We start from the raw sequence: 24,462 nt of genomic DNA, 5'->3' as shown, positions 1-24,462 counted from the left end.
ACGAAGGCGAAGACCATGCGAATCATGACCAGGGCACTGGGTGCCGCGGTCGTCGCGGCGACGGCCGTCGCGGCCGCCGTGCTCCCGCTCAGCTCTCCCGCCGCACAGGCCGCGGGGCAGGTGCGGGCCGCCGCGGCGGACCAGCCATCCACCACCTCCGCATCGGATCCGAAGACCGCCTACCTGTTCGCCTACTTCGAGGGCGAGCAGTACGGCGGCGAGCAGATCCGGTTCGGGCTGTCCGAGGGCAACGACGCGCTGCACTGGATCGACCTCAACGGCGGCGACCCGGTGCTCACATCGACGATGGGCACGACGGGGCTGCGCGACCCGTTCATCATGCGCTCGCACGACGGCTCGAAGTTCTACATGCTCGCGACCGACCTGAAGATCTACCCGAACGGGAACTTCACGGTCGCGCAGCAGACGGGTTCGCTCAACCTGGAGATCTGGGAGTCGACCGACCTCGTGCACTGGGGCGCGCAGCGCCAGGTCAAGGTGTCGAGCGACTATGCAGGCAACACGTGGGCGCCTGAGGCGTATTGGGACGACGCGTCGCAGCAGTACATCGTGTTCTGGGCGTCGGCGCTGTACCCGACGACCTCGACCAGCGGCCGGAGCATCTCCACGAGCTACCAGCGGATGATGTACGCCACGACGACCGACTTCCAGACCTTCAGCGCGCCGCAGGCCTGGACCGACGTCAAGCGCGGCACCGGGCTCGGCATGATCGACTCCGACGTCATCAAGGAGGGCGACTACTTCTACCGCTTCACGAAGGACGAGGCGTACATGATCCCCCGCCTGGAGCGCTCGAAGGTGCTCACCGCGACCGAGGCCGGCTCGCTCGCGACCACGGCGAACGACCCGGCGACCGGATGGCAGCTCGTGAAAGAGAAGGTCGGCCTCGGCCTCGACAACCAGTGGGGCGGCACGTTCACCGGCGGTGAGGGCCCCACGGTGTTCGAGGCGAACGACGGGGATGCCACGACCGGCGGCCTGCCGACCTGGTACCTGTTCATGGACCAGCCGAGCTACCACGGCGGCAAGGGCTATGTGCCGTTCGCGACGCACGACCTGTCCGACCCGAACGGCTGGTACTCGGTGGCGGACCAGTCGCAGCTGCCGACCTCCCCGCGCCACGGCACCGTGCTCCCGATCACGCAGGCCGAGTATGACCGGCTGCTCGCGGCCTACCAGCCCGATCAGCTCGTCACCTCGATCGACGACGCGACGGTGACCACGGTCGCCGGAACGCAGGTCGACCTGCCGAAGACCGTCACGGCGCACTACGCCGACGGCTCGACGAAGGATGCGCCGGCCGCCTGGCCGGCGGTCGACCCGTCGGTGTGGCAGACGCCGGGGATCCGCACGTTCGCGGCGGCGCCGATCGCAGGGTCCACCGAGACCGACACGCTGACCGTGGTCGTCGGCGACGGCACCGCGCCCCTCACGACGCTCACCGCGCCGGACGGCTGGTCGCAGACGCCGGTCGACGTGACCGCCACCGCGACCGACGACTCGGGCGTCGCGACCGTGCACACGAACGTCGACGGCGTCGCGGCCGACACCGCGGGCGCCCAGGCGACGGTGCACGTCGCAGGAGACGGCACGCACGCCGTCACGGCCTCGGCGACGGACATCTACCGCACCGACGGACCCTCCGCGACGGCGACGGTCCGCATCGACGGCACCGCGCCCCTGTCGAAGTCCGCGTACGACGACGCGACGCGGCGCCTCACACTGACGGCGGTGGATGCCACGTCCGGTGTCGCCCGCATCGAGTTCAGCCTCGACGGGGGCGCATGGGGCACCTACACCGGCCCGATCACGGTGCCGGGGTCGGTGGCATCCGTCTCGTATCGCGCGGTCGACGACGCGGGCAACGTCGAGGCCACGCGCACGCAGGCCGTGCCCACGGTCGTGGTGATGAGCGACACGAAGACGGCGGTGAAGCTCGCGGCGACGAGCCTCAAGGCGGGCAAGGCGGATGCGTCCGCCACAGTCGCCGTGACGGACGGCGCTCGTGCGATCACGACCGGGTACGTCCTGGTGCGCGTGACCTTCGGCGGCGCCGAGGTGTACAGCGCTCTCGTGCAGGCCGGCGGCACCGTCACGATCCCGCGCAGTGCACTCAGGGAGGATGGCTCGTACACCGTGTCTGCGAGGTTCCTCGGCACGGCGACGCTGAACCCCTCGTCGGGAACGGCGACGCTCACGGCGAGGTAGAGGCGGCGGGCGGCGGCGGTCCGGGGACGTCCCGGGGCGCCGCCGTCGGCGTATCAGCCGGCGACCTGCACGGCGGTCCAGAGCTCGGCGCGCGCCGCGAACGACGAGAGGTCGAGCCCGAGCAGACGCTGCGCCAGCGCGATGCGCGCCCGGACCGTGTGCCGGTGGACGCCGAGCGCGGATGCGGCGGCCTCGATGCGCGTGTCGTTCTCGAGCCACGCGCGCACGGTGTCGACGAGGGCCGTGCCGTCCTCGGCGTCGCTGCGCACGAGGGGCTCCAGCATCCCCGCGGCGAGGGCCCGGGCGTCGTCGTTGTCGAGGGCGGCGAGCATGCCGGCCGCCTGCACCTGCGCGAAGGTCGAGACGCCGTCGCCGCCGCGGTGCAGCGCGGTGCGCGCCTCGGAGTGGGCGCCGGAGAACCCGGCGTAGCCGACCGCCGACGAGACGCCGACCCGCGCGCTGAACCGGTCGGCGAGCGCGGCGACCAGCCGCGTGTCTGTCGCCGACGTGACGAGCACGAGCTCGTGTTCGTGCCACCCGAAGGCGAGGCCGCTGCGGTGCTCCGCGGACTGCAGGTCGAGCCATTCGTCGAGGGTGTCCGAGCGGCTGACATCCGCGACGGCCACGGCGATCGGCGCGGCGGGCAGTCCGCCGACGAGGTCGCGGGCGATGCGGCGCGCGAGCGCGGGCTCGTCCGTGAGGAGCGACTCGACCAGGGCGGATCGCAGCGCCGCCATCGCGCGCGCCAGCCCGCGGGACTGCTCGAGGGCCAGGCCCGCCATCGCGACGACGGCGGTGACCACCCCGCGGCCCTCGGGGTCGAGCTCTCCCACCGCGATGGCGATCACCCCGCGCAGGTGGCCGGTGCGGCCGAGAGTCTGCAGGGTGAGGGGAGTGCGGCCGGCCTCGAGAGAATCGTGCAGCGCCGCGCCCGCACGCGATCCGCGCCGCAGGAGCGCGGACGCCTCGTCCGTGGCGATGGCGAGGCTCGCCGCATCCAGTCCGTGTGCCGGATGCTCGCGCGTGAGCTGTCCGGATGCGTCGAACAGCCCGACCCACGTGTGCAGCTGCTTCGCGAGCTCGGCGAGGGTCGCGCCGAGCCCGTCGGGGCGCAGAGCCGCCAGCGCGATCGCGCGCTGCGCGTCGAGGGCCCACGACCGCCGGGCGTACGCCTGCGCCGCGACCGCCTCGGCGTTGGCGCGGGCCACGGCGATGAACGGCGTGCGATACGGCACCTCGAACAGCGGCATGCCGAGCTCGCCGCACGCGGCCACGAGGCCCGCCGGCACCCCCTCGCGCACGACCTCGGTGCCGAAGCCGAGGGCGATGATGCCGCGACTCACCACGCGGCGCACGTAGTCCGCGTAGGCGACGGAGTCGTCGGCCTCGCCGGCGAACTGCGTGCCGGTGGTCAGGAGCACGAGGTCGTCCGCGAGGAACGGCGTGGGGTCGACGAGGTCGCTGTTGTGCACCCAGCGCACGGGACGCGACGCGACGTCGGGGGAGATGCCGCCGATGGGCCGGAGGTGCAGCTCGCGGCGTGCGAGAAGGCTCTCGAGGGTCGGAACGGGTGCAGGGTCGACGGCCATGGCGCTCCTGTACAGAGGGGACAGAATGGATGCCTCGAATGTACACGTGGGCGAGTGCAGCCCGTGAGAACCGCGGCCTACGCTCGGGGCATGAGCATCGTCGACACCACCGTTCCCGTCGGCGGCCCCACCCTGACCCAGGAGCGCCGCCTCGTCACCGCCATCCCCGGCCCGCGCTCCCAGGAGCTGCTCGACCGCAAGGCCGCAGCCGTCGCCGCCGGCGTCGGCCACACCGTCCCCGTCCACGCGGTCGCCGCCGGCGGCGGAGTCATCGTCGACGCCGACGGCAACTCGCTGATCGACCTCGGCTCGGGCATCGCCGTCACGACGGTCGGCAACGCGCACCCGAAGGTCGTCGCGGCCATCCAGGCGCAGGCTGCCCAGTTCACCCACACGTGCTTCATGGTCTCGCCGTACGAGTCCTACGTCGAGGTGGCCGAGGCGCTGAACCGCGTGACCCCCGGCGACCACGCCAAGAAGAGCGCGCTGTTCAACTCGGGCGCCGAGGCCGTCGAGAACGCGGTCAAGATCGCGCGCAAGTACACCGGCAAGCAGGCCGTCGTCGCGTTCGACCACGGCTACCACGGCCGCACCAACCTCACGATGGCCCTGACCGCCAAGTCGATGCCCTACAAGAGCGGCTTCGGCCCGTTCGCGCCGGAGATCTACCGCGCGCCGCTGTCCTACCCGTTCCGTGACGGCCTCACCGGCCCTGAGGCCGCCCAGCGCGCCATCTCGATGATCGAGAAGCAGATCGGCGCCGACAACCTCGCCGCGATCATCATCGAGCCCATCCAGGGCGAGGGCGGCTTCATCGTCCCGGCCGACGGCTTCCTGCCGGCCCTCGTCGACTGGTGCACGGCCAACGGCGTCGTCTTCATCGCCGACGAGGTCCAGACGGGCTTCGCCCGCACCGGCACGATGTTCGCGAGCGAGCAGTTCGGCATCGTCCCCGACCTCATCACGACGGCCAAGGGCATCGCGGGCGGCATGCCGCTCGCGGCGGTCACCGGTCGCGCGGAGATCATGGATGCCTCGCACTCCGGCGGCCTCGGCGGCACCTACGGCGGCAACCCGGTCGCGTGCGCTGCGGCCGTCGCCGCGATCGACGCCTTCGAGAACGACGGCCTCGCCGGTCGCGCGCAGGAGATCGGCGCCATCCTCACGGCCCGCCTGAGCGCGCTGCAGGCCGCCGACCCGCGTGTCGGCGACGTGCGCGGCCTCGGCGCGATGGTCGCAGCCGAGTTCGTCGACCCGATCACGAAGGAGCCCGACGCGGCCCTCACCGCGGCCGTCGCCAAGGCGTGCATCGCCGAGGGCGTCGTCGTTCTCACGTGCGGCACCTACGGCAACGTCATCCGCTTCCTGCCGCCGCTGTCGATCGGCGACGACCTGCTGGGCGAGGGCCTGGACATCGTCGCCGCCGCGCTCGCGGCCCACTGACACGCGCCCGCCCCGGCCGGCCGTGAGGGGTTCGGCCGGGGCGCTGCCGTCTCATCCCTCCACATCCACACAACCGAACAAGACCTGTCAGGCAACCGAAGGAGTTTGAAATTGACCGAGATCACCAGGGACGTCGTCATCATCGGCGCCGGAGCGGCGGGACTGACCGCGGCGAACGAGCTGAAGAAGGCGGGCCTGTCGGTCGCGGTCCTGGAGGCGCGTGACCGCGTCGGCGGACGGCTGTGGACGGATGTCATCGACGGCGCGATGCTCGAGATCGGCGGCCAGTGGGTGTCGCCCGACCAGGACGCTCTCATCGAGACGCTCGACGAGCTCGGACTCGAGACGTACGAGCGCTACCGCGAGGGCGACAGCGTCTACATCGGCGAGGACGGCACGCTGACCCGCTTCACGGGCGAGATCTTCCCCGTGAAGCCGGAGACCGAGAAGGTCATCGTCGAGCTCATCGAGAAGCTCGACGCGATGGTCGCGCTGGTCGACCCCGACCGGCCGTGGGAGTCGCCGGATGCGGAGGCCCTCGACGCGATCTCGTTCGAGGAGTGGCTGAGGCAGCAGACCGACGACACGGAGGCGCGCGAGAACATCGCGCTCTTCATCGCGGGGGCGATGCTCACGAAGCCCGCCCACGCGTTCTCCACGCTGCAGGCGCTGCTGATGGCGGCGAGCGCCGGCAGCTTCTCGCACCTCGTCGACGCGGACTTCATCCTCGACAAGCGCGTGGTCGGCGGACTCCAGCAGGTTCCGCTGCTGCTGGCCGAGCGCCTCGGCGACGACGTCCACCTGAACGCCCCCGTCCGCACGCTGCACTGGGGCGACGACGGCGTGACGGCCGAGGCCGACGGCATCACCGTCCACGCGCGCCAGGCGGTCCTCGCCCTCGCGCCCGTCCTGTACAACCGCATCTCGTTCGTGCCCGCCCTCCCGCGCCGTCAGCACCAGATGCATCAGCACCTGTCGATGGGATTCGTCATCAAGGTGCACGCTGTCTACGAGCGGCCGTTCTGGCGCGAGCAGGGGCTCTCCGGCACCGCGTTCAGCCCGTTCGAGCTCACGCACGAGGCGTACGACAACTCCAACCACGGCGACGAGCGGGGCACGCTCGTCGGGTTCGTCTCCGACAAGAACGCCGACGGCGTCTTCGACCTGTCGCCGCAGGAGCGCAAGGAGCGCATCCTCGAGTCGCTCTCGCACTACTACGGCCCCGAGGCCAAGGACCCGGTCGTCTACTACGAGAGCGACTGGGGCAGCGAGGAGTGGACCCGCGGAGCCTATGCGGCGAGCTTCGACCTCGGCGGCCTGCACCGCTACGGCCCGGACCTCCGGGCCGCCGTCGGCCCGATCCAGTTCGCCTGCAGCGACCTGGCGGGAGCCGGCTACCAGCACGTCGACGGCGCGATCCGGATGGGCCGACTGGCCGCCGAGCGCATCGTCGCGGCGGATCGCACCCTGCTCGAGGTCGCACAGGCCTGAGCTCGTCCCCAGCACAAGGAAAGGAACGGCAATGACCGCAGAGAACGAGGCGGCCCTGCTGTCGCAGGTCCCGACGGGACTCTTCATCGGCGGCGACTGGGTCGACGCCGAGGGCGGCCGCACGTTCGACGTGCGCGACCCTTCGACCAACAAGGTCATCCTCACGATCGCCGACGCGAGCCCGGCCGACGGCATCCGCGCCCTCGACGCGGCGGTCGCCGCGCAGGAGTCGTGGGCGGCCACGCCGCCGCGCACGCGCAGCGAGATCCTGCGCCGCGCGTGGGAGCTGCTGCAGGAGCGCAAGGAGGATGCGGCGCTGCTCATGACCCTCGAGATGGGCAAGCCGCTCGCCGAGGCCCGTGGCGAGGTGGCGTACGGCGGCGAGTTCCTCCGCTGGTTCAGCGAGGAGGCCGTGCGCATCACTGGCCGCTACGGCATCAACCCCGAGGGCACCGGTCGCATGGTCGTGTCGCAGCGCCCGGTCGGCCCGTCGTTCTTCATCACGCCGTGGAACTTCCCGCTGGCGATGGCGACCCGCAAGATCGCCCCGGCGCTGGCCGCGGGCTGCACCGTGGTCATCAAGCCCCCGGCGCTGACCCCGCTGTCGACGATCTTCTTCGTGAAGCTCCTCGAAGAGGCGGGCCTGCCGAAGGGTGTCGTGAACGTCGTCGCGACGACGACCTCCAGCAAGGTGTCCGGCCCGATCATCGCCGACCCGCGGCTGCGCAAGCTGTCGTTCACGGGATCGACCGAGGTGGGCCGCGCGCTCATCGCTCAGGCCGCCCAGGGCGTGCTGCGCGTGTCGATGGAGCTGGGCGGCAACGCGCCGTTCGTCGTGTTCGAGGATGCCGACCTCGACAAGGCGGTCGAGGGCGCCATGGCCGCGAAGTTCCGCAACATCGGCCAGGCGTGCACGGCGGCGAACCGCTTCATCGTCCACGAGTCGATCGCCGAGGAGTTCGCCGACCGGGTCACCGAGCGCGTCACGGCGATGAAGATCGGCCGTGGCACCGAGGACGGCGTGGCGATCGGCCCGCTCATCGACGGCGACGCGGTGGCGAAGGCCGTCGAGCTCGTGACGGATGCCGTCGACCGGGGAGCTGTGGTCCGCACCGGCGGATCGGCCATCGAGGGCGAGGGCACGTTCTTCGAGCCCACGGTCGTGAGCGATGTGCAGGCCGGCAGCGACATCCTCCGCGAGGAGATCTTCGGTCCGGTGCTCGCGATCGCGACCTTCCGCGACGAGGACGAGGCCGTGCGCCTCGCCAACGACACCGAGTACGGCCTGGTCTCGTACGTGTACACGCAGGACCTCGCCCGCGGCCACCGGATGATCGACCGTCTCGAGACCGGAATGATGGGTCTGAACGCGGGTGTCGTCTCCAACGCGGCCGCGCCGTTCGGCGGCGTGAAGCAGTCCGGAGTGGGCCGCGAAGGCGGCTTCGAAGGCATCCACGAGTACCTGTCGACGAAGTACACGCTCATCCCTGCCGAGTGAGCAGTCCCGCCGAATGATCTGGAGAGATAAGCAATGAGCGACTACGCAGTCGTGAACCCCGCCACGGGCGAGACCCTGGCGACGTATGACACCTTCACCGACGCCCAGGTCGAGGAGGCGCTGGCCACCGCCGCGGACGAGTACCGCGACTGGTCGCAGCGTCCCGTCGCCGAGCGCGCCGAGCTGATCCGCCGGGTCGCACAGCTGCACCGCGAGCGCCGCGACGATCTCGCCGCGATCATCGTGCGCGAGATGGGCAAGCCGCTCGCCGCGGCCTACGCCGAGGTCGACTTCGCCGCCGACATCACGGAGTTCTATGCCGACAACGCCGAGACCATCACGGCGGATCAGCCGCTGCAGATCCTCGGCGAGGGCACCGCGGTCATCCGCAAGGCGCCGATCGGGGTGCTCCTGGGCATCATGCCGTGGAACTTCCCGTACTACCAGGTCGCGCGCTTCGCCGCACCGAACCTCGTGATCGGCAACACGATCCTCCTCAAGCACGCGCCGCAGTGCCCGGAGTCGGCCGCCGCCATCGAGAGGATGTACCTGGATGCCGGTCTCCCGAAGGGCGCGTACGTCAACGTGTACGCGACCAACGAGCAGGCGGCGACGATCATCGCCGACCCGCGCGTGCAGGGCGTCTCGGTGACCGGCTCGGAGCGCGCCGGCGCGGCCGTGGCCGAGCTGGCCGGACGCAACCTGAAGAAGGTGGCGCTCGAGCTCGGCGGGTCCGACCCGTTCATCCTCCTGTCGACGGACGACCTGGATGCGGCGATCACCGCCGCGGTCGATGCCCGCCTGGACAACAACGGTCAGTCGTGCAACGCGCCCAAGCGCTTCATCGTGGTCGACGCGCTGTACGACGCCTTCCTCGAGAAGTTCACCGCGGCGATGCAGTCGCAGGTCGTGGGCGACCCGTTCGCCGACGACACCACGGTGGGCCCGCTCTCGTCGCTTCTGGCGGCCGAGCGCCTGGCCGCACAGGTCGACAAGGCGGTCGAGCAGGGGGCGACGCTCGTGACCGGCGGCACGCGCGACGGCGCGTACTACGCGCCGACGGTCCTCACCGACGTCACCCCGGAGATGAGCGTCTATCGCGAAGAGCTGTTCGGGCCGGCATCCGTCGTCTACCGGGTGGCCGACGAGGACGAGGCCGTCCGGCTCGCCAACGACACGAGCTACGGCCTCGGGTCGTACGTCTTCACGACCGACCCCGAGCAGGCCGACCGCGTCGCGAACAAGATCGACGCGGGCATGGTCTACGTCAACGTCACCCTCGCGGACAGCCCCGAGCTGCCCTTCGGCGGCGTGAAGCGCAGCGGCACCTCGCGTGAGATGGGCCTGCTGGCCGCCGACGAGTTCGTCAACAAGAAGCTCGTGCGCGTCGGCGCCTGACCTGACGCACGCGGCACCCCCGTGACGGCTCCGGCTGCGCGGGGGTGCTGGCGTTCGGGCTACGCGAGGTGCCGGACGGTCTCGGCGATCGCCTCGTCGGCCCACTGCACCTGCTGAGACGTGCCCCAGCGCTCGGCGGCTTCGCGAGACGCGACGAAGGATGCGAGGGCCTCGTCGTAGCGCCCCGCGTCGAAGTGCGCCCAGCCGCGGTTGTTGTGGAGCCCGACGAGCCAGCGGAGGGTCCGCTCGTCGGTCACGCCCTCGAGGACGGCGAGGGCGGCATCCGTCGCCGCGGCGCCGTCGGGGGACGCGATCGCGATCATGTGCAGCGCGTCGACCTGCAGGAACGTGAGTCCCGCCGCGGCGGCAGTCCGCTCGGCCGCGGCGAAGAGCGGAACGGCAGCGGGCGCGTCGCCCGCGGAGTTGCGCAGTCGCCCGCGCTCCAGGGCTGTGCGCGTGCGCACGACATCATCCGCGTCCGGTCCCGCCGCGACCTCGTCGAGCACCGCGTCCGCCTCCGCGAAGCGCTCCTGCAGGCCGAGGGCCCGCGCGACCTGGGTCAGCAGTTCGGCGCGCTCCGAGCCGCTCGCGGCCTCGGCGGCCGCACGCAGCCGCTGCTCGGAGGCCGGCGCGTCCGAGAAGTCCCACAGCTCGTCGAGGCGTGTCTGGGTGAGAGGCATGTGGGGCATGCTAACGCGCGGCGCGGGACTGCGGATCCGCATCCGGCACGGCTCGCTCGGTTCGCGCCCTGCCGAGCCATGCCGTAGACTGGACGACGCAGTGAAAGTCTGCATTCTTTCGCCGTGCCCGTCCGCGGAGCGGCCCCCGAAACTCAGGTGACGGGGAGGGATGCGGGCTCCTGAGGCCTCGAGGTCTCTAGGGCGGTAGCTCAATTGGCAGAGCAGCGGTCTCCAAAACCGCAGGTTGCAGGTTCGATTCCTGTCCGCCCTGCGCGTCAGCGAACGCTGGCACATGGAAAGCAATACGGGTGGGTTCGATGGTGCAGGACGAGAGGGGCGAGGTCGTCGCGGCAAGCGACGCGCCCCGCACGAAGAAGCCGGGCTTCTTCGCACGCGTGAGCACCTTCATGCGTCAGGTCTTCGCTGAGCTCCGCAAGGTCGTCACGCCGACGCGCCAGGAGCTCGTGAAGTACACGGGCGTCGTGCTCGGATTCGTCATCGTCATGATGGCGCTCGTCTACGGGCTGGACGTGCTCTTCGTCTGGCTGACGACCGTGGTGTTCGGCACGCCGGGCGGCGCGGCATCCTGACCCCCGACACGGATCGGGTCGACGCATCCGGTTCCGCGAACGGAAGAGAAGCAAGTGGCTGAAAAGTATCTCGACGACGCCGATTGGGCGACCGCGGCAGAGCAGTCCAGTGAGGACGACGAGGCGCAGGAGGGCAACATCCTGTCCGCCGAGGAGCGCTCGGTGCTGTCCGCGGAGACGGCCGCCATCCATGTCGTGGACGACGAAGACCAGGACGAGGACGACTCCGACCTGGACGACATCGACATCGACGACCCGGAGGCGGACGCCATCGTGAACGACGCGCTGAACATCGACGAGGCGGCAGAGGCCGAGGCCGCCGCCGAGGTCCTCAACGACTCCATCGCCGAGGAGGTCGCGGAGCGTCTCGCCGAGCAGGCCGACGAGGTCCCGCCGTACGACGGCCCCGAGCCGGAGGGCGAGGAGGAGTCCGAGACGGACGACGCCGAGCTCGACCCGTTCGAGGCGTTCCGCGCCGAGCTGCGCTCGCTGCCGGGCAAGTGGTACGTCCTGCACTCCTACGCCGGCTTCGAGCGCAAGGTGAAGGCCAACATCGAGCAGCGCAAGTCGACGCTCGAGGTCGAGGACGACATCTACCAGGTCGAGGTCCCGATGGAGGACGTCGTCGAGATCAAGAACGGTCAGCGGAAGATGGTCAACCGCGTCCGGATCCCCGGCTACGTGCTCGTCCGCATGGAGCTCAACGAGGACACGTGGTCGGTCGTGCGTCACACGCCGGGTGTCACCGGGTTCGTGGGCAACGCGCACAACCCGACGCCGCTGCGCTTCGAAGAGGCGTACAACATGCTGAAGTCCAACGTCGAGGTCAAGGAGACCCCGGCGACCAAGGCCGCGGGCGGCAAGGGCGCTCCGGCCGCTGCGCGCAGCGTGATCACCGAGGTCGACTTCGAGGTCGGCGAGACGATCACCATCAAGGAGGGCTCGTTCGCGGGCCTGCCCGGCTCGATCAGCGAGATCAAGCCCGAGAGCGGCAAGCTCACGGTCCTCGTCTCGCTCTTCGAGCGCGAGACCCCGGTCGAGCTCTCGTTCGACCAGGTCACCAAGCAGCTCTGAGACTTCCCGGCGCACGTCGCCGGGAGAACCGCGGTCCGGAGAGGCCGGACGCGCGGGAGAACGGATGCGCACGCATCCGCTCGATGAAAGGAAAAGAGAATGGCACCGAAGAAGAAGGTGACCGGCCTGATCAAGCTTCAGATCAACGCCGGTGCAGCCAACCCGGCGCCGCCGATCGGCCCCGCGCTCGGTCAGCATGGCGTCAACATCATGGAGTTCTGCAAGGCGTACAACGCGGCGACCGAGTCGCAGCGCGGCAACGTCATCCCCGTCGAGATCACCGTCTACGAGGACCGCAGCTTCACGTTCGTCCTGAAGACCCCGCCGGCCGCCGAGCTGATCAAGAAGGCCGCCGGTGTGCAGAAGGGCTCGAAGACGCCGCACACGGTCAAGGTCGCGAAGCTCACCAAGGAGCAGGTCCGCCAGATCGCCGAGCAGAAGATGCCCGACCTGAACGCGAACGACATCGAGGCCGCCTCGCTGATCATCGCCGGCACCGCCCGCTCCATGGGCATCACGGTCGAGGACTGAGGGGGATAACGACAATGGCTACCAAGTCCAAGGCTTACGAAGCAGCCGCCGGCAAGATCGAGGCGGGCAAGTTCTACACCGGCACCGAGGCTGTCGCCCTCGCGAAGGAGACCGGCTCGAAGAAGTTCGACTCGACCGTCGAGGTCGCGCTGAAGCTCTCGGTCGACCCCCGCAAGGCCGACCAGATGGTGCGCGGCACCGTCATCCTCCCGCACGGCACGGGCAAGACCGCCCGCGTCATCGTCTTCGCGACGGGCGCGGCCGCCGAGGCCGCCATCGCGGCCGGCGCTGACGAGGTCGGCGGCGCCGAGCTCATCGAGAAGGTCGCCGGCGGCTGGACCGCGTTCGACGCGGCCGTCGCCACGCCCGAGCTCATGGGCCAGGTCGGTCGTCTGGGCAAGGTGCTGGGCCCGCGCGGCCTGATGCCGAACCCCAAGACCGGCACCGTCACCCCGAACGCCGCCAAGGCGGTCGAGGAGATCAAGGGCGGCAAGATCGAGTTCCGCGTCGACAAGCACGCCAACGTGCACTTCGTCGTCGGCAAGGCCTCGTTCACGGCCGAGCAGCTGGACGAGAACCTGAAGGCCGCGATCGACGAGATCGTGCGTCTGAAGCCGTCGAGCTCGAAGGGCCGCTACATCCAGAAGGGCGCCGTGTCGACCACGTTCGGCCCCGGCATCCCGCTGGACGTCGCCGCGCTCTGACGCTGCAGCACTCGAGAAGGGTCCCGCCTCACGGCGGGGCCCTTCTTCGGTCCTCCGGGGCTCGCCGGCCGACGACCATGGTCGTGCGGACCTCGAGTCAGGCTGTCGCCCTCACCTCGAACCCGCGTGCGCCGGTCGCGGGGATCTCCTCGACCTTCGCGGTGGACGGTCGCGAGCCGGGCGGGCCCTCGGCCATCCACGCGAGCACATCGTCGACCTGCTCGTCGGTGCCCTCGACCTCGGCCTCGACGGAGCCGTCGCGGCGGTTGCGCACCCATCCGGAGACGCCGGCCTCGTGGGCGACCATGCGCATCGTGTAGCGGTAGCCGACGCCCTGGACGTCGCCGGTCACGAACACGTGCACCCGCCGCATGCCTCGATCATGCCAGGATGCCGTCATGGGGACGATCGACGACTACCTCGCAGGCCTCGAGCCGCGCGATCGCGAGGTCATCGCGCACGTGTACGCGGTGGCGGGCGAAGGCATCGAGACGGTGCAGGGCACGAGCTACGCGATGCCGTCGCTGTTGTATCACGGCAAGGCGCTCCTCGCCGTGATGCGGACGAAGAAGCACATCGGCGTGTACCCGTTCAGCGGGCGCGTGCCTCAGGTGGTCGCGGACGCGCTCGGCGGCTTCGAGTACGACAAGGGCACGATCCGCTTCCAGCCGGAGCATCCCCTGCCCGACGACACGATCCGTGCGATCGTGGCGGCGCGGATCGCGGAGATCGAAGACCCGGGGCTCACGCGCCGAGCGCGAGGTTGAGGGCGATCACGACCATGACGACGGCGATGATCCCGTCCAGGATGCGCCATGCTCGGGTCGTCGCCAGCCACCGCCCGAGATAGCGTGCGCCGTAGGCGAGGCCGAAGAACCACACGGCGCTCGCCATCATCGCCCCGACCGCGAAGGCCCACCGCTGGTCGCCGTGCGAGTTCGCGATCGAGCCCAGCAGGAACACGGTGTCGAGATACACGTGCGGGTTCAGCCAGGTGAGGGCGAGGCACGTGAGGATGACGGTTCCCAGGCGCTGAGCGGCGACCGTCGTCGTGCCACCGGGGCGGGTGTGCACGGAGGGCGTCGGACTCGCTGCGTCGGCGACGAGCGCCTCACCCGAGGGCCGGAGGGCGCGCCAGCCGGCCATGCCGGCGTACACGAGCAGGAATGCGGCGCCGACCCAGCGCACGACGCCGACCAGCCACGGGACGGCCTGCAGCGCGAGGCCGATCCCCGAGACGCCGAGTGAGATCAGCACGATGTCCGACACGGCGCAGATGAGCGCCACCGCCGGCACGTGCTCGCGGCGCAGTCCCTGCCGCAGGACGTAGAGGTTCTGCGCGCCGATGGCGACGATGAGCGAGAACCCGAGGCCGAGGCCGGCGACGACGGAGGTGAGCACCCTTCGACGGTAGGGGCCGGCATCCATTCAGTCCAGCTCATGATTCTTCAGATGCATTAGCGTGGCTGTTGATGAGGATTCCGTTCGAGTTGGCCGAGACCGTCGCCGCCGTCGTCGACGAGGGCACGCTGGATGCGGCCGCCCGGAGGCTGCACATCACTCCGTCGGCCGTCAGCCAGCGCATCAAGGCGCTCGAGCGCGAGGTCGGCCGCGTTCTGCTCGTGCGGTCGAAGCCCGCGCGTGCCACCGAGGCGGGCACGGTCGTCATCCGGCTCGCGCGGCAGCTCGCCCTGCTCGAGCACGATGCGCGCACGGCGCTCGGCGGCGAGGGCGAGGGCGCCGCGCATCGGGTCACCGTGCCCCTCGCCGTGAACGCCGACTCGCTCGCGACGTGGTTCCTGCCGCCGCTCGCACGGCTGGCGCACGAGCATCCCGTCACCTTCGAACTCCATCGCGACGACCAGGAGTACACGACGGGCCAGCTCGAGGAGGGGCTCGTGATGGGTGCGGTCACCTCGCAGGCGGAGGCGGTCGCGGGATGCAGCGTCGTGCCGATCGGCACGATGGCCTACCGTGCCGTGGCCCAGCCGGAGTTCGCCGCCACCTGGTTCCCGCACGGCGCGACCGTCGACGCGCTCGCGGTCGCACCGGTCGTCGACTTCAACCGCAAGGATGAGCTCCAGACGGAGTGGCTCGTCGCCTGTGGCGTCGACTCGGGTGCCCCGCCCCGGCACCACGTTCCGTCGTCCGCGGACTTCGCCACCGCCGTCCGGCTCGGGATGGGGTGGGGGATGCTGCCGCCCTTCCAGTGCGACGACGAGCTGGCGGGCGGACGCCTCATCGAGCTCGGCGGGCCGCCGATCGAGGTGCGCCTGTACTGGCAGCAGTGGAATCTGCGTTCCGGTCTGCTCGACGCGGTGGGCGCAGCGATCGTCGAGGAGGGCCGCCGCGCCCTGCGCTGACGGCCCTACCTCTCGAGAAGCCGCCGTGGCACAGTGTGCACATGGCTGACGTTCGGGGGACGGGGGCCTCTGCCGCGACGTCTGTCGCGCACCGGCCGGATACGCACGGGCGGGTGCCTGTGGAGCTGAGGATCGGCATCGTCGGGCACCGGTGGCTCGAGGACGACGACGTCACGCGCGGTGCCGTGGCCGCGGCCGTCGACGACCTCTGGCAGCGCCGTTCGAACAGCGCGACGGCGAACACCTCCGTCGGTCTGACCGTGGTGTCTGCGCTCGCGGAGGGTGCTGACCGCATCGCGGCGGCGGCTGCCGTGGACCGCGGCGCACGACTGGAGGTCGTGCTGCCCCTGCCGTCGGCCGACTACGAGAAGGACTTCCAGACGCCGGAGTCGCTCGCGCGGTACCGGGAGCTCCTCGCCGACGCGGCATCCGTCACCGCACTGCCGATCCGCGACGACCGTGACGCGGCCTATCTCGAGGGCGGGATGCGGGTCGTCGAACGCTGCGACGCCGTGATCGCGATCTGGGACGGCGAGCCGGCGCGGGGCACCGGAGGCACGGCCGAGATCGTGGCGTACGCCGACGCCATCGGCAGGCCGGTGCGCTGGCTGCGGGTCGAACCCGCCGCCGGGATCATCGGGATCCGCGAGCGTCGAGAGCACCCCGTTCCGGACGACCTCGGACCCCTGTCGCCGCGCGCCTTCCGTGCGCTCGATGCCTACAACTCGCAGTCCGTCCGGCCCGCCGACGCGGCAGCCGGACCCGAGGACGCCCGCTTCTTCCAGCCGTACTTCGCGCGCGCCGACCGCCTCGCCGGCCGGTATCAGCGGTGGCTGCTCCGATCGAGCCAGCTGATCTATGCGCTCGCGGTGGTGGCGGTCGCATCCGTCGCGGGCCAGCTCGTCTTCTTTCCGCAGGAACGGTGGCCGGCCTGGATCGAGGTGGCGGCGCTCGCGATCATCACGATCGTGCTGTTCCTCGGCCGGCGCCTGCAGCTGCTGCGCCGGTGGCTGTCGGCACGGCAGCTCGCCGAGCGGATCAGGGTGGCGACGGTGCTGCGTTCTGCGGGCATGCCCGACCCGCCGCGCTGGGGCCCGGTCCTCGACGACGGCGACTGGGTCGAGCGTGCTGTCGAAGAACTGTGGATGCGGGCTCCCGACGGCCCCGTCGACCGGTCGTTCGCACAGCTCCAGAACGCCCTCGTCACCGGCTGGCTCGATCCGCAGATCGCGTACCACGACAGCGCCGAGGCGCGCGCGCAGAGTCGGCTCCGCGTGGTCGTCCCGATCACCGTCGGGCTCTTCGTGCTGAGCCTCGCCGCCGCGATCATGCACAGCCTCGATCTGTTCGTGTTCGAGGGGATGCCGGCCTATTGGTCGTACGTGTCGATCATCGCCCCGACCGCTGCGGCCGCCGTCAGCGGCTACGTCGGCCAGCGCGAATACGTGCGGCGGGCCCGGCGCTCGCGGCAGGCGGCGGACACGCTGCGCGCGGCCCGATCGAGCGTGGACCGCGCCGCGAATCCGGCGCAGCTCCACGCCGTCCTCGCGGCGATGCAGCCGGTGCTCGCGGCGGAATCCCAGGACTGGTCGACGACGACCACGATGCACGACCTCGAGGTGCCGTGATGTGCGCGTATCCGGGGGCGGCCCCGCGCCCTCTCCTCAGTGAGACAGCGCTGAGGAAGGGCTACGATCGCGATCACAGTCCGAGCGCCGTCGCGAGGCAGGATCGCATCCAATGACCGTATTCGTCTCTCACTCCAGCACCGACACGGACGCCGTGCAGGTGCTCGTCCGCAGCCTGCAGACGGCGGGCCGCACGGTCTGGCTCGACAACGAGAGCCTCGTCGGGGGTGAGGCATGGTGGAGCGCCATCCTCACGCAGATCCGCGAGTGCGACGTGTTCGTGTTCGCCCTCTCGATGAACTCCCTCGACTCCGATCCCTGCATGGCGGAGTTCGAGTATGCGAAAGCGCTGGGGCGGCCCATCCTGCCGGTCGAAGTCGGGGACGTTCCGCCCGAGGAGCGCCGGAACTACGAGGTCTACAGCGAGCAGCTCGTCGACTACCGGGCGCCGACCGCCGACCATGCCATCGCCCTCGTCCGCGCCCTCACCGAGCGGGAGCGCGACAAGCAGCCGCTCCCCGATCCCCTCCCGCCGGAGCCGCCCATCCCGTACCTGTACCTGCTGCGTCTGGGCTCGGTCGTGCGCGGCCGGGCCGACATCTCGCGCACCGACCAGCAGCTGATCCTCGCCCAGCTGCGCGCCGCACTCCGGGAGGAGCGCAGCGAGCAGGTGCGGACGAGTGTGCGCAGCCTCCTGCGCGCGCTGCGCGAGCGACCGGATGCGACGCATGCCGTCGTCACCGAGATCGACGAGGTTCTGGCAGGGAGGCCCGTGCCGGCGGAGCCCCGGCAGGCGGAGGGGGTGCCCGAGACGATCCCGAAGCCGGAGCCGATTCCTGTGCCCGCTCCGGAGTCGACGCCGATCGTCACGCCGCAGCCGCCGCCCCCGTCCACGCCGATGTCGACGCCGACGCCGATGTCGACGCCCCGGTCGAAGGCGCCGGCCGGCTGGTACCAGGACGGCAAGGATCCGGGCATCGATCGGTACTGGGACGGCGCGAGGTGGACGGAGCACACGCACCCGCGTGCGGCGGCCGAGCAGAAGACGACGGATGCGTCGAGCCCCGGCCGTCCGTCTCAGCTCTGGTCGACGCTCGCGTTCGTGCTCGGCGGGCTGTCCGTCATCCCGTACGTCGATTTCTTCCTCGTCGGGTTCGCCGCACTGGCCTTCGGCATCGTGGCCGTCGTCCGCAAGGAGCGTCGGGGAGTGGCGGCTCTGATCGTCTCGATCGTCGGACCGCTGGTGGGCTTCATCCTCACGCTCGTCATCGTCGGCGCGACGTCGTCCGGCTGACCGGGCCGATCAGCGCGCGGGCGGCTCCTCGCTCAGCAGCGCGTGCAGGAGACGCGTGAGCTCGCGGATGTCGTCGACGTCCCACCCCGCCAGGGCGTGTCCGAGTCCGTCCTCCTGCGGGACCCGGGCGGCCTCGAGGCGAGCGAGCCCCTCGGCGGTCGGCGAGAGGATGCTGGAGCGCCCGTCCTTGGGATCGGGGACCCGGGTGACGAGCCCGAGCTGCTCGAGCTCGCGGACCGTGCGGCTGAGCTGCCCCTTGTCCATGATGAGCATCTCGGCGAGCGCCGACATCGTGGTGTGCTCGCGGCGGACGATGGTCGTGAACACCTTGTAGGCACCGGGAAGCATGCCGGGACTCACGCGGTGCGCGGCCTCGGTGATGAGGCGCCGGAAGCGTGCGATCAGCTCGCCGAACTCCGCCTCGAGAGCCTGGACGGCGAGGGCGTGCTCATCGCCCGCAGAGGCCCGCGCCGCGGGCGTGCGGGCCTCCGGAGTGTGGGTCGTGACCATGGGAATGAGGCTACTTCGCCGAATCGATGCCCGAGGTGCGAGCATCCTGTGCGCCCACCGTGGCGAGCGAGCCGGTGGCGGTGAGCACGGCCATGCCCTCGTCGACCGACACGGTCGCCAGATCGGCCTCGCCGGCGTGCAGGCGCTCGCTGGTGGTCATGCGGGTGAGCGGCTTGTTGGGCAGGAAGACGATCGCGATGAGGCTCACCACAGCGAACGGCACCGCGATGAGGAACGAGTGCGAGATGCCCTGTGCGTAGATGTCCTCGAAGATCACCTGGAGCGCGTGCGGCATCGCCGACACCTTGGGCAGCGACGACGACTTCAGCACGGCGGCCCAGTGCGGGGCATCCGCCCCGAGGCTCATGATCGCCGTGACGAGGTCGTCCTTCGCGTCGCCGAGCAGCTCGGTCACGCGCGAGGCGAGAGCCGCGCCCATCAGCGAGACGCCGATCGTGCCGCCCAGGCTCCGGAAGAACGTCACGCCCGAGCTCGCGACGCCGATCTCGTTCGGCTTCGACGAGTTCTGCACGACCAGGACGAGGTTCTGCATCGTCATGCCGACGCCCGCGCCGAGGATGAACATGTAGACCGAGACCAGGGCGAAGTTCGTGTTGTAGTGGATGGTCGACAGCAGGTACGACCCGGCGATCAGGAGGACGGCGCCGGCGATGAGGTACGGCTTCCACCGCCCGAACTTCGTGACGAGGCCGCCGATGCCCACGGATGCCACGAGCAGGCCCGCGATCATCGGGATGGTCATGAGGCCGGCCTGCGTGGGCGTGGCGCCCCGGGCCAGCTGCATGTACTGGCTGAGGAAGACGGATGCGCCGAACATCGCGATGCCGGTCGCGATCGACGCGATGACGGCCAGCGTGAACGTGCGGTCGCGGAACAGGGTCAGCGGGATGAGCGGCTCCTTCGAGCGCAGCTCGACCACGATGAACAGGATGCCGGCGAGCACCGCACCGCCGATCATGAGGACGGTCGTGAGGCTCCACCAGGAGTTGTTCGCGAGGTCCGACCATTCGCCCTTGGTCGCCGTGCCGGCGTTGGTGACCCAGATGAGAAGGAGCGATACGGCCGCCGACAGCAGGACGATGCCGAGGTAGTCGATCGACACCGCGCGCTTCGCGCGGACGGGGATGTGCAGGGTCCTCTGGACGATGATCAGGGCGACGATCGCGACCGGCAGGGCCACGAAGAAGTTCCAGCGCCACCCCCACGCGTCGGTGATCACACCGCCGAGAAGCGGGCCGCCGATGGTGGCGAGCGCCATGACCGCGCCGAACAGGCCCATGTAGCGACCGCGCTCGCGGGGGCTGATGATGTCGGCCATCAGCACCTGGCTGAGGGCGGCGAGGCCGCCGGCGCCGACGCCCTGCAAGGCGCGGGACGCGATGAGCATCTCGGGATTCTGCGCGAAGCCCGCGGTCGCGGTCGCCAGGACGAAGATCACGATCGCGAACTGGAACAGCAGCTTGCGGTTGAAGAGGTCGGCCAGTTTGCCCCAGATGGGCGTCGAGATGGCCGTCGTGAGCAGCGTTGCCGTGACGACCCAGGTGAAGGCGGCCTGGTTGCCGTCGAGGTCGTGCACGATGACCGGCAGCGACGACGACACGACGGTCGACGCGAGCATCGACACGAACATGCCGAGCAGGAGGCCGGATAGCGCCTCGAGCACCTGACGGTGCGACATCTTGGGCGCTTCGAGAGCGGATGAGGAGGACATCATTTCCTTCGCGAATGCGGGAGACGCCCCGCATGGTTGATTTCTGTCAACAGTTGAGCTTGGTCAACCATATCCACAACCGTTGACGAACGTCAACTATTCCCCGGTCACCGCAGCCGAGCTCGCCGACGGGGGATCGAGGCGGGCTCAGTCGGTCAGAGCGAGCGATCGGTACATGTCGCGGGATGCATCCACGCGCGGCATTCCGTCGTTGCGGCGCCCGTGCTGCGTGCGCAGGTACAGCTCGTCGATCAGCGCGGTCGCGAGGCCGACGAGCTTGGCGATCTCGGCTTCGTCGCGATCCACCCACGCGCAGCGCGGCTCGTCGTCGACGGGCACGAATTCGGTGTGCTGCTCCCACGCGACGAGAGTGCGCTCCGCGCCGAGGACGTGCTGCTGCCACCACACCTGCCGAAGGTACGACCGGGGGATCGACCGCCAGGCCTTGTTCGTGGTCTTGATCTCGGCGAGGATCACGTGCCCGTTGACGTCCAGCGCGATGCCGTCCGGCGTGGCGAGGTGTCGTTTCTCGACGACCGCGTGGAACAGTGCGGTGGACGGCTGGATGCCGTGCGTCGCCGCGACCCATCCCGCGATCTCGGGTTCGCGTCGTCTGCCGTGGTCGGTGAAGGCGTTGCCGGAGAACCCGGAGCCGTGGAGCTTCGCGTCCGCCGCGCGCGAGATGGCGCGAGTGCTGGTGAGGGTCGCGACATCCGTCGCCGTGATGCCTCGCGAGCGCGCCCGCACCCAGGCCACCCGGTCGCGCGAGTCCGCGACGATGCGAGCGGCCAGTTCCGGGGTCACGCTTCGAGCGTACGCCGGAGGCCGGACGCGCACCGGCTGCGACGCGGCACCCGAAGCATTCACACGCGAGGCGGCCCTGTCCAGGGGGGCTTGCGATCCGCGCGCTCGGTGGCATCGTCGGAGGCATGGACACCATCACCCCTCAGCAGTTCCGCGACCGCGACGGCGTCGAGCAGTGGAACCCGACCGAATCGGGCGCCTTCGTCACCTTCGACACCGGCGACTTCGCGACCGGGGCGCGACTCTTCTCCCAGATCGCGGTGCTCGCCGACGCGGCCGATCATCATCCCGACGTCGATGTCCGGTACGGGACGCTGCGGGTGCGGCTCTTCACCCACTCCGCGAAGGGACTGACGGACGCGGATGCTGCGCTCGCCGCCCGCATCTCGCTGGCGGCGAAGGACATGAGGCTCCACGCGATCCCCGACGACGCGCACGACATGGGATGAGCGCGTGCCGTGCTCCCGATTTGGGCGGGCACGGCGCATCCCGTACACTTGATCGAAGCCGAAGACCGCCGGTCATCGTGGCGCGCGAAAGCGCAAGACGATCGAAGCTCTGCACAGCAGGGGCCCGCGCAGGTGACACGAACGAGATCCGCGAGGATTCCGAGCTCCGTGCGCTTGCGCCGGAGCTCTTCTGTTTTCCGGGGCTGGCCGGCACCGAGGCTCACGAGCCGCCACTGCGGCGCGTGACGTACACACAAGGAGTGACCATGGCGCAGAAGGATGCATCGGTCGCCGAGCTCACGAAGAACTTCGAGAACTCGAACGCCGTACTGCTGACCGAGTACCGCGGTCTGACGGTCGCCCAGCTCAAGCAGCTGCGCAACAGCATCCGTCAGGACGCGGAATACGCCGTGGTGAAGAACACGCTGACCAAGATCGCCGCGAACAATGTGGGGATCACGTCGCTGGACGACGACCTGAAGGGTCCGTCGGCCATCGCGTTCGTGCACGGCGACTTCGTCGCCACCGCGAAGGCTCTGCGTGACTTCGCCAAGGCCAACCCGCTTCTCGTGATCAAGGGCGGTGTGTTCGAGGGCAACACCCTCAGCGCCGACGAGGTCAACAAGTACGCCTCGCTCGAGAGCCGTGAGGTTCTGCTTGCGAAGGCGGCGGGCATGATGAAGGCGACGATGGGCAAGGCTGCCGCCACCATCGACGCGCTTCGCGAAAAGCTGGAGGCCGCCGAGGCCGCGTGAGCGACCGGCGATCTCTTCCACAAACCCCCATCTATCTAGGAGATACACCATGGCGAAGCTCACCACTGAGGAGCTGCTCGACCAGTTCGCTGGTCTGACCCTTGTCGAGCTCAGCGAGTTCGTGAAGGCGTTCGAGGAGAAGTTCGACGTCACCGCTGCTGCTCCCGTCGCCGTCGCCGGCGCCGGTGGCGCGGGTGCCGAGGCCGAGGCCGAGGAGGAGAAGGACTCGTTCGACGTCATCCTCGAGGCTGCCGGCGACAAGAAGATCCAGGTCATCAAGACGGTCCGCGAGCTCACCTCGCTGGGCCTCGGCGAGGCCAAGGCCGTCGTCGACGGTGCCCCCAAGGCCGTCCTCGAGGGCGCGACCAAGGAGGCCGCCGAGAAGGCCAAGGCCGCTCTCGAAGAGGCCGGCGCGACCGTCACCCTCAAGTAACGACGCGTTCGAGAGCCCCGGGTGCCACGCATCCGGGGCTCTCGTCATGCCTGGGGCGTCTCGAACGGAGCGGACGTCGAGTTGCGCACCACGAGTCGCACCTGCGGCTGCGAGGCAGGGGCGACCAACCCGCCGGGTTCCGCTGCCATGCGGCGCAGCAGCAGGTCGACGGCCGCGGAGCCCTGAGCCCGCGCATCCTGAGCCAGTGTCGTCAGCAGGAACATGCCGGCGTACTCGTGGTCGTCGACGCCGATCACGCTGAGGCCGTGGGGGATCTCGATCCCGAGCCGCTGCGCCGCGATGATCGCGCCGATCGCGACCTCATCCGCCACGGCCACGATGCCCGTCGGCCGGGCGCGCAGGTCGCCGAGGATGTCGGCCGCGGCCGCGTAGCCGCCGGGGACCGTCACGTCGCAGTGCACGTGCGTGGCGCGCTCGCCGAGGCCTGCGGCATCCATCGCGACACGGTAGCCCTCGAATCGGCGGCTCTCCACACTGGTCCTCCGACCCGTCCCACCGCCCAGGAACAGGATGCGCCGATGCCCCAGCCCCAGCAGGTGCTCGGTCGCGCGGCGCGAGACGTCGATGTCGTCGATCGCGATGTCGTCCGGGAAGCCTGCGCTCGCGACGCTCACGACGGGGCATCGGACGGCCTCGATGCGCTCGAGCTCCGCGTCGTGCGGCTCCACGCCGACCGCGATCAGTCCGTCGAAACGGCGACGCGCGAGGAAGTCGTCGAAGATGCGGCGGCGGCCGGGGGTGCCGCTGCGCGCGTCGTAGAGGACGAGGTCGAGCCCGGCGGACAGGAGCGACTCCTGGATGCCTTCGAGCACCTGCGCGAAGAACCAGCGGGTCACCCCGGGCAGGACGACGCCCACGGTCCTGGTGCGTCCGCTCGCGAGGCTCACGGCGGGCGCGGACGGCACGTAGCCCACCTCGGATGCGGCGGATGCGACTCTCCGTCGCGTCTCCTCCGATACGTAGCCGGCGCCCGACAGGGCACGGCTCGCGGTCGACTTCGACACGCCCGCGACGCGGGCGACCTCAGCGATCCCGTTCACGAATGCCGCCTCCCGCATGAATGCTATGCCCCGGTGTACCGAAAAGGGAACCGGTTCCAGAAAGAATGCCGAGGAGCTGGGAGCGCTCTCGGCCGCCGGTTATGGACTTGTGATCCGTCTGCGTTGTATATCCGACGTTTGTCGAATAGCTTTACGTGGAATCGGTTCCTGAGTTCATGAGATGAATCCACGGAACCGGACACTCG

At 70.2% G+C, this 24,462-nt stretch carries 24 protein-coding genes and 1 tRNA gene; 17 read left to right on the top strand and 8 right to left on the bottom strand.

The genetic code is table 11. From position 1 onward, the window contains the following. Positions 1–24 precede the first annotated feature (24 nt). Positions 25–2,229: an OmpL47-type beta-barrel domain-containing protein gene (locus tag SM116_RS14900; RefSeq protein ID WP_320941751.1), complete on the top strand. Its 2,205-nt coding sequence runs from the start codon at positions 25–27 to the stop codon at positions 2,227–2,229. A gap of 53 nt (positions 2,230–2,282) precedes the next feature. On the opposite strand, the gene SM116_RS14895 is transcribed toward SM116_RS14900, so the two are convergent. Beyond that, positions 2,283–3,818, bottom strand: a complete 1,536-nt coding sequence (locus SM116_RS14895) for a PucR family transcriptional regulator (protein WP_320941750.1) — start codon at positions 3,816–3,818, stop codon at positions 2,283–2,285. A 90-nt stretch (positions 3,819–3,908) separates the two neighbouring features. Here SM116_RS14895 and gabT point away from each other — a divergent pair, with 90 nt between their 5' ends. From gabT to SM116_RS14875, 4 genes are all read left to right on the top strand, one after another. Beyond that, positions 3,909–5,261 (top strand): 4-aminobutyrate--2-oxoglutarate transaminase, encoded by a 1,353-nt coding sequence (gene gabT, locus SM116_RS14890; RefSeq protein ID WP_320941749.1) that lies wholly within the window; start codon positions 3,909–3,911, stop codon positions 5,259–5,261. 111 nt (positions 5,262–5,372) lie between these two features. Further along, complete coding sequence (locus SM116_RS14885; RefSeq protein ID WP_320941748.1) at positions 5,373–6,752, top strand: flavin monoamine oxidase family protein; 1,380 nt, start codon at positions 5,373–5,375, stop codon at positions 6,750–6,752. A gap of 31 nt (positions 6,753–6,783) precedes the next feature. After that, positions 6,784–8,250, top strand: coding sequence for an NAD-dependent succinate-semialdehyde dehydrogenase (locus tag SM116_RS14880; RefSeq protein WP_320941747.1), 1,467 nt, complete (start codon positions 6,784–6,786; stop codon positions 8,248–8,250). Positions 8,251–8,283: 33 nt separating this feature from the next. Next, positions 8,284–9,648 (top strand): NAD-dependent succinate-semialdehyde dehydrogenase, encoded by a 1,365-nt coding sequence (locus tag SM116_RS14875; protein WP_320941746.1) that lies wholly within the window; start codon positions 8,284–8,286, stop codon positions 9,646–9,648. A 59-nt stretch (positions 9,649–9,707) separates the two neighbouring features. On the opposite strand, the gene SM116_RS14870 is transcribed toward SM116_RS14875, so the two are convergent. Continuing rightward, a complete protein-coding gene (locus SM116_RS14870) occupies positions 9,708–10,328 on the bottom strand; it encodes a tetratricopeptide repeat protein (RefSeq protein WP_320941745.1) in 621 nt (206 codons plus the stop codon). A 198-nt stretch (positions 10,329–10,526) separates the two neighbouring features. On the opposite strand from SM116_RS14870, the gene SM116_RS14865 reads away from it, so the two are divergent. The 5 genes from SM116_RS14865 (at position 10,527) to rplA (ending at position 13,227) form a co-directional block, all read left to right on the top strand. Then, positions 10,527–10,599 (top strand) — tRNA-Trp (locus SM116_RS14865). A gap of 46 nt (positions 10,600–10,645) precedes the next feature. Further along, the gene (secE, locus tag SM116_RS14860; protein ID WP_320941744.1) at positions 10,646–10,918 is read left to right on the top strand and encodes a preprotein translocase subunit SecE; all 273 of its coding nucleotides are present in this window, start codon (positions 10,646–10,648) and stop codon (positions 10,916–10,918) included. A 54-nt stretch (positions 10,919–10,972) separates the two neighbouring features. Next, the gene (gene nusG / locus SM116_RS14855; protein ID WP_320941743.1) at positions 10,973–11,992 is read left to right on the top strand and encodes a transcription termination/antitermination protein NusG; all 1,020 of its coding nucleotides are present in this window, start codon (positions 10,973–10,975) and stop codon (positions 11,990–11,992) included. Positions 11,993–12,091: 99 nt separating this feature from the next. Further along, complete coding sequence (gene rplK, locus SM116_RS14850; RefSeq protein WP_320941742.1) at positions 12,092–12,523, top strand: 50S ribosomal protein L11; 432 nt, start codon at positions 12,092–12,094, stop codon at positions 12,521–12,523. A 14-nt stretch (positions 12,524–12,537) separates the two neighbouring features. Then, positions 12,538–13,227, top strand: coding sequence for a 50S ribosomal protein L1 (rplA, locus tag SM116_RS14845; protein WP_320941741.1), 690 nt, complete (start codon positions 12,538–12,540; stop codon positions 13,225–13,227). A gap of 97 nt (positions 13,228–13,324) precedes the next feature. Here rplA and SM116_RS14840 read toward each other — a convergent pair whose 3' ends face one another. Beyond that, on the bottom strand, positions 13,325–13,600 hold the full coding sequence (locus tag SM116_RS14840; RefSeq protein ID WP_320941740.1) for an acylphosphatase: 276 nt from the start codon (positions 13,598–13,600) through the stop codon (positions 13,325–13,327). Between the two features lie 25 nt (positions 13,601–13,625). Here SM116_RS14840 and SM116_RS14835 point away from each other — a divergent pair, with 25 nt between their 5' ends. Next, the gene (locus SM116_RS14835) at positions 13,626–13,994 is read left to right on the top strand and encodes an iron chaperone (protein ID WP_320941739.1); all 369 of its coding nucleotides are present in this window, start codon (positions 13,626–13,628) and stop codon (positions 13,992–13,994) included. On the opposite strand, the gene SM116_RS14830 is transcribed toward SM116_RS14835, so the two are convergent. After that, entirely contained in the window at positions 13,972–14,628 is a 657-nt protein-coding gene (locus tag SM116_RS14830) for a LysE/ArgO family amino acid transporter (RefSeq protein ID WP_320941738.1), read from the bottom strand. The two genes, SM116_RS14835 and SM116_RS14830, sit on opposite strands and share 23 nt — an antisense overlap. Before the next feature lie 71 nt (positions 14,629–14,699). Between SM116_RS14830 and SM116_RS14825 the strand changes: the two genes are divergently transcribed. From SM116_RS14825 to SM116_RS14815, 3 genes are all read left to right on the top strand, one after another. Continuing rightward, on the top strand, positions 14,700–15,590 hold the full coding sequence (locus SM116_RS14825; RefSeq protein WP_320941737.1) for a LysR family transcriptional regulator ArgP: 891 nt from the start codon (positions 14,700–14,702) through the stop codon (positions 15,588–15,590). Positions 15,591–15,703: 113 nt separating this feature from the next. Continuing rightward, positions 15,704–17,218: a hypothetical protein gene (locus SM116_RS14820; protein ID WP_320941736.1), complete on the top strand. Its 1,515-nt coding sequence runs from the start codon at positions 15,704–15,706 to the stop codon at positions 17,216–17,218. A 112-nt stretch (positions 17,219–17,330) separates the two neighbouring features. Continuing rightward, positions 17,331–18,512, top strand: coding sequence for a TIR domain-containing protein (locus tag SM116_RS14815; protein WP_320941735.1), 1,182 nt, complete (start codon positions 17,331–17,333; stop codon positions 18,510–18,512). Positions 18,513–18,521: 9 nt separating this feature from the next. On the opposite strand, the gene SM116_RS14810 is transcribed toward SM116_RS14815, so the two are convergent. The 3 genes from SM116_RS14810 to SM116_RS14800 form a co-directional block, all read right to left on the bottom strand. Then, positions 18,522–19,022 carry a MarR family winged helix-turn-helix transcriptional regulator gene (locus SM116_RS14810; protein ID WP_320941734.1) on the bottom strand — a complete coding sequence of 167 codons (501 nt, stop codon included), beginning with the start codon at positions 19,020–19,022 and terminating at the stop codon, positions 18,522–18,524. A gap of 10 nt (positions 19,023–19,032) precedes the next feature. Beyond that, complete coding sequence (locus tag SM116_RS14805) at positions 19,033–20,721, bottom strand: MDR family MFS transporter (protein ID WP_320941733.1); 1,689 nt, start codon at positions 20,719–20,721, stop codon at positions 19,033–19,035. Positions 20,722–20,901: 180 nt separating this feature from the next. Continuing rightward, positions 20,902–21,558, bottom strand: coding sequence for a YqaJ viral recombinase family protein (locus tag SM116_RS14800; RefSeq protein ID WP_320941732.1), 657 nt, complete (start codon positions 21,556–21,558; stop codon positions 20,902–20,904). Positions 21,559–21,683: 125 nt separating this feature from the next. On the opposite strand from SM116_RS14800, the gene SM116_RS14795 reads away from it, so the two are divergent. The 3 genes from SM116_RS14795 to rplL all read left to right on the top strand — a co-directional run bounded on the left by SM116_RS14795 (position 21,684) and on the right by rplL (position 23,195). Next, the gene (locus SM116_RS14795; RefSeq protein WP_320941731.1) at positions 21,684–22,007 is read left to right on the top strand and encodes a 4a-hydroxytetrahydrobiopterin dehydratase; all 324 of its coding nucleotides are present in this window, start codon (positions 21,684–21,686) and stop codon (positions 22,005–22,007) included. A gap of 266 nt (positions 22,008–22,273) precedes the next feature. Then, positions 22,274–22,762, top strand: a complete 489-nt coding sequence (gene rplJ, locus SM116_RS14790) for a 50S ribosomal protein L10 (RefSeq protein ID WP_320941730.1) — start codon at positions 22,274–22,276, stop codon at positions 22,760–22,762. Between the two features lie 49 nt (positions 22,763–22,811). After that, positions 22,812–23,195 carry a 50S ribosomal protein L7/L12 gene (gene rplL, locus SM116_RS14785; protein WP_320941729.1) on the top strand — a complete coding sequence of 128 codons (384 nt, stop codon included), beginning with the start codon at positions 22,812–22,814 and terminating at the stop codon, positions 23,193–23,195. A gap of 44 nt (positions 23,196–23,239) precedes the next feature. Here rplL and SM116_RS14780 read toward each other — a convergent pair whose 3' ends face one another. Next, positions 23,240–24,256, bottom strand: coding sequence for a LacI family DNA-binding transcriptional regulator (locus tag SM116_RS14780; protein ID WP_320941728.1), 1,017 nt, complete (start codon positions 24,254–24,256; stop codon positions 23,240–23,242). Between the last annotated feature and the right edge of the window lie 206 nt (positions 24,257–24,462).

Source organism: Microbacterium rhizosphaerae (genome assembly GCF_034120055.1).
In the GTDB taxonomy this organism is placed as follows: Bacteria; Actinomycetota; Actinomycetes; order Actinomycetales; family Microbacteriaceae; genus Microbacterium; species Microbacterium rhizosphaerae.
The sequence above is the reverse complement of the archived record's forward strand: the minus strand, read 5'-3'. Positions and strand labels throughout refer to the sequence as shown.

Excerpts from the sequence above, each read along its gene's own strand:
- SM116_RS14900 (WP_320941751.1), top strand. The coding sequence starts at position 25 with ATGACCAGGGCACTGGGTGCCGCGGTCGTCGCGGCGACGGCCGTCGCG.
- SM116_RS14895 (WP_320941750.1), bottom strand. The coding sequence starts at position 3,818 with ATGGCCGTCGACCCTGCACCCGTTCCGACCCTCGAGAGCCTTCTCGCA.
- gabT (WP_320941749.1), top strand. The coding sequence starts at position 3,909 with ATGAGCATCGTCGACACCACCGTTCCCGTCGGCGGCCCCACCCTGACC.
- SM116_RS14880 (WP_320941747.1), top strand. The coding sequence starts at position 6,784 with ATGACCGCAGAGAACGAGGCGGCCCTGCTGTCGCAGGTCCCGACGGGA.
- SM116_RS14875 (WP_320941746.1), top strand. The coding sequence starts at position 8,284 with ATGAGCGACTACGCAGTCGTGAACCCCGCCACGGGCGAGACCCTGGCG.
- SM116_RS14870 (WP_320941745.1), bottom strand. The coding sequence starts at position 10,328 with ATGCCTCTCACCCAGACACGCCTCGACGAGCTGTGGGACTTCTCGGAC.
- secE (WP_320941744.1), top strand. The coding sequence starts at position 10,646 with ATGGTGCAGGACGAGAGGGGCGAGGTCGTCGCGGCAAGCGACGCGCCC.
- rplK (WP_320941742.1), top strand. The coding sequence starts at position 12,092 with ATGGCACCGAAGAAGAAGGTGACCGGCCTGATCAAGCTTCAGATCAAC.
- rplA (WP_320941741.1), top strand. The coding sequence starts at position 12,538 with ATGGCTACCAAGTCCAAGGCTTACGAAGCAGCCGCCGGCAAGATCGAG.
- SM116_RS14840 (WP_320941740.1), bottom strand. The coding sequence starts at position 13,600 with ATGCGGCGGGTGCACGTGTTCGTGACCGGCGACGTCCAGGGCGTCGGC.
- SM116_RS14835 (WP_320941739.1), top strand. The coding sequence starts at position 13,626 with ATGGGGACGATCGACGACTACCTCGCAGGCCTCGAGCCGCGCGATCGC.
- SM116_RS14825 (WP_320941737.1), top strand. The coding sequence starts at position 14,700 with ATGAGGATTCCGTTCGAGTTGGCCGAGACCGTCGCCGCCGTCGTCGAC.
- SM116_RS14815 (WP_320941735.1), top strand. The coding sequence starts at position 17,331 with ATGACCGTATTCGTCTCTCACTCCAGCACCGACACGGACGCCGTGCAG.
- SM116_RS14810 (WP_320941734.1), bottom strand. The coding sequence starts at position 19,022 with ATGGTCACGACCCACACTCCGGAGGCCCGCACGCCCGCGGCGCGGGCC.
- SM116_RS14805 (WP_320941733.1), bottom strand. The coding sequence starts at position 20,721 with ATGTCGCACCGTCAGGTGCTCGAGGCGCTATCCGGCCTCCTGCTCGGC.
- SM116_RS14795 (WP_320941731.1), top strand. The coding sequence starts at position 21,684 with ATGGACACCATCACCCCTCAGCAGTTCCGCGACCGCGACGGCGTCGAG.
- rplJ (WP_320941730.1), top strand. The coding sequence starts at position 22,274 with ATGGCGCAGAAGGATGCATCGGTCGCCGAGCTCACGAAGAACTTCGAG.
- rplL (WP_320941729.1), top strand. The coding sequence starts at position 22,812 with ATGGCGAAGCTCACCACTGAGGAGCTGCTCGACCAGTTCGCTGGTCTG.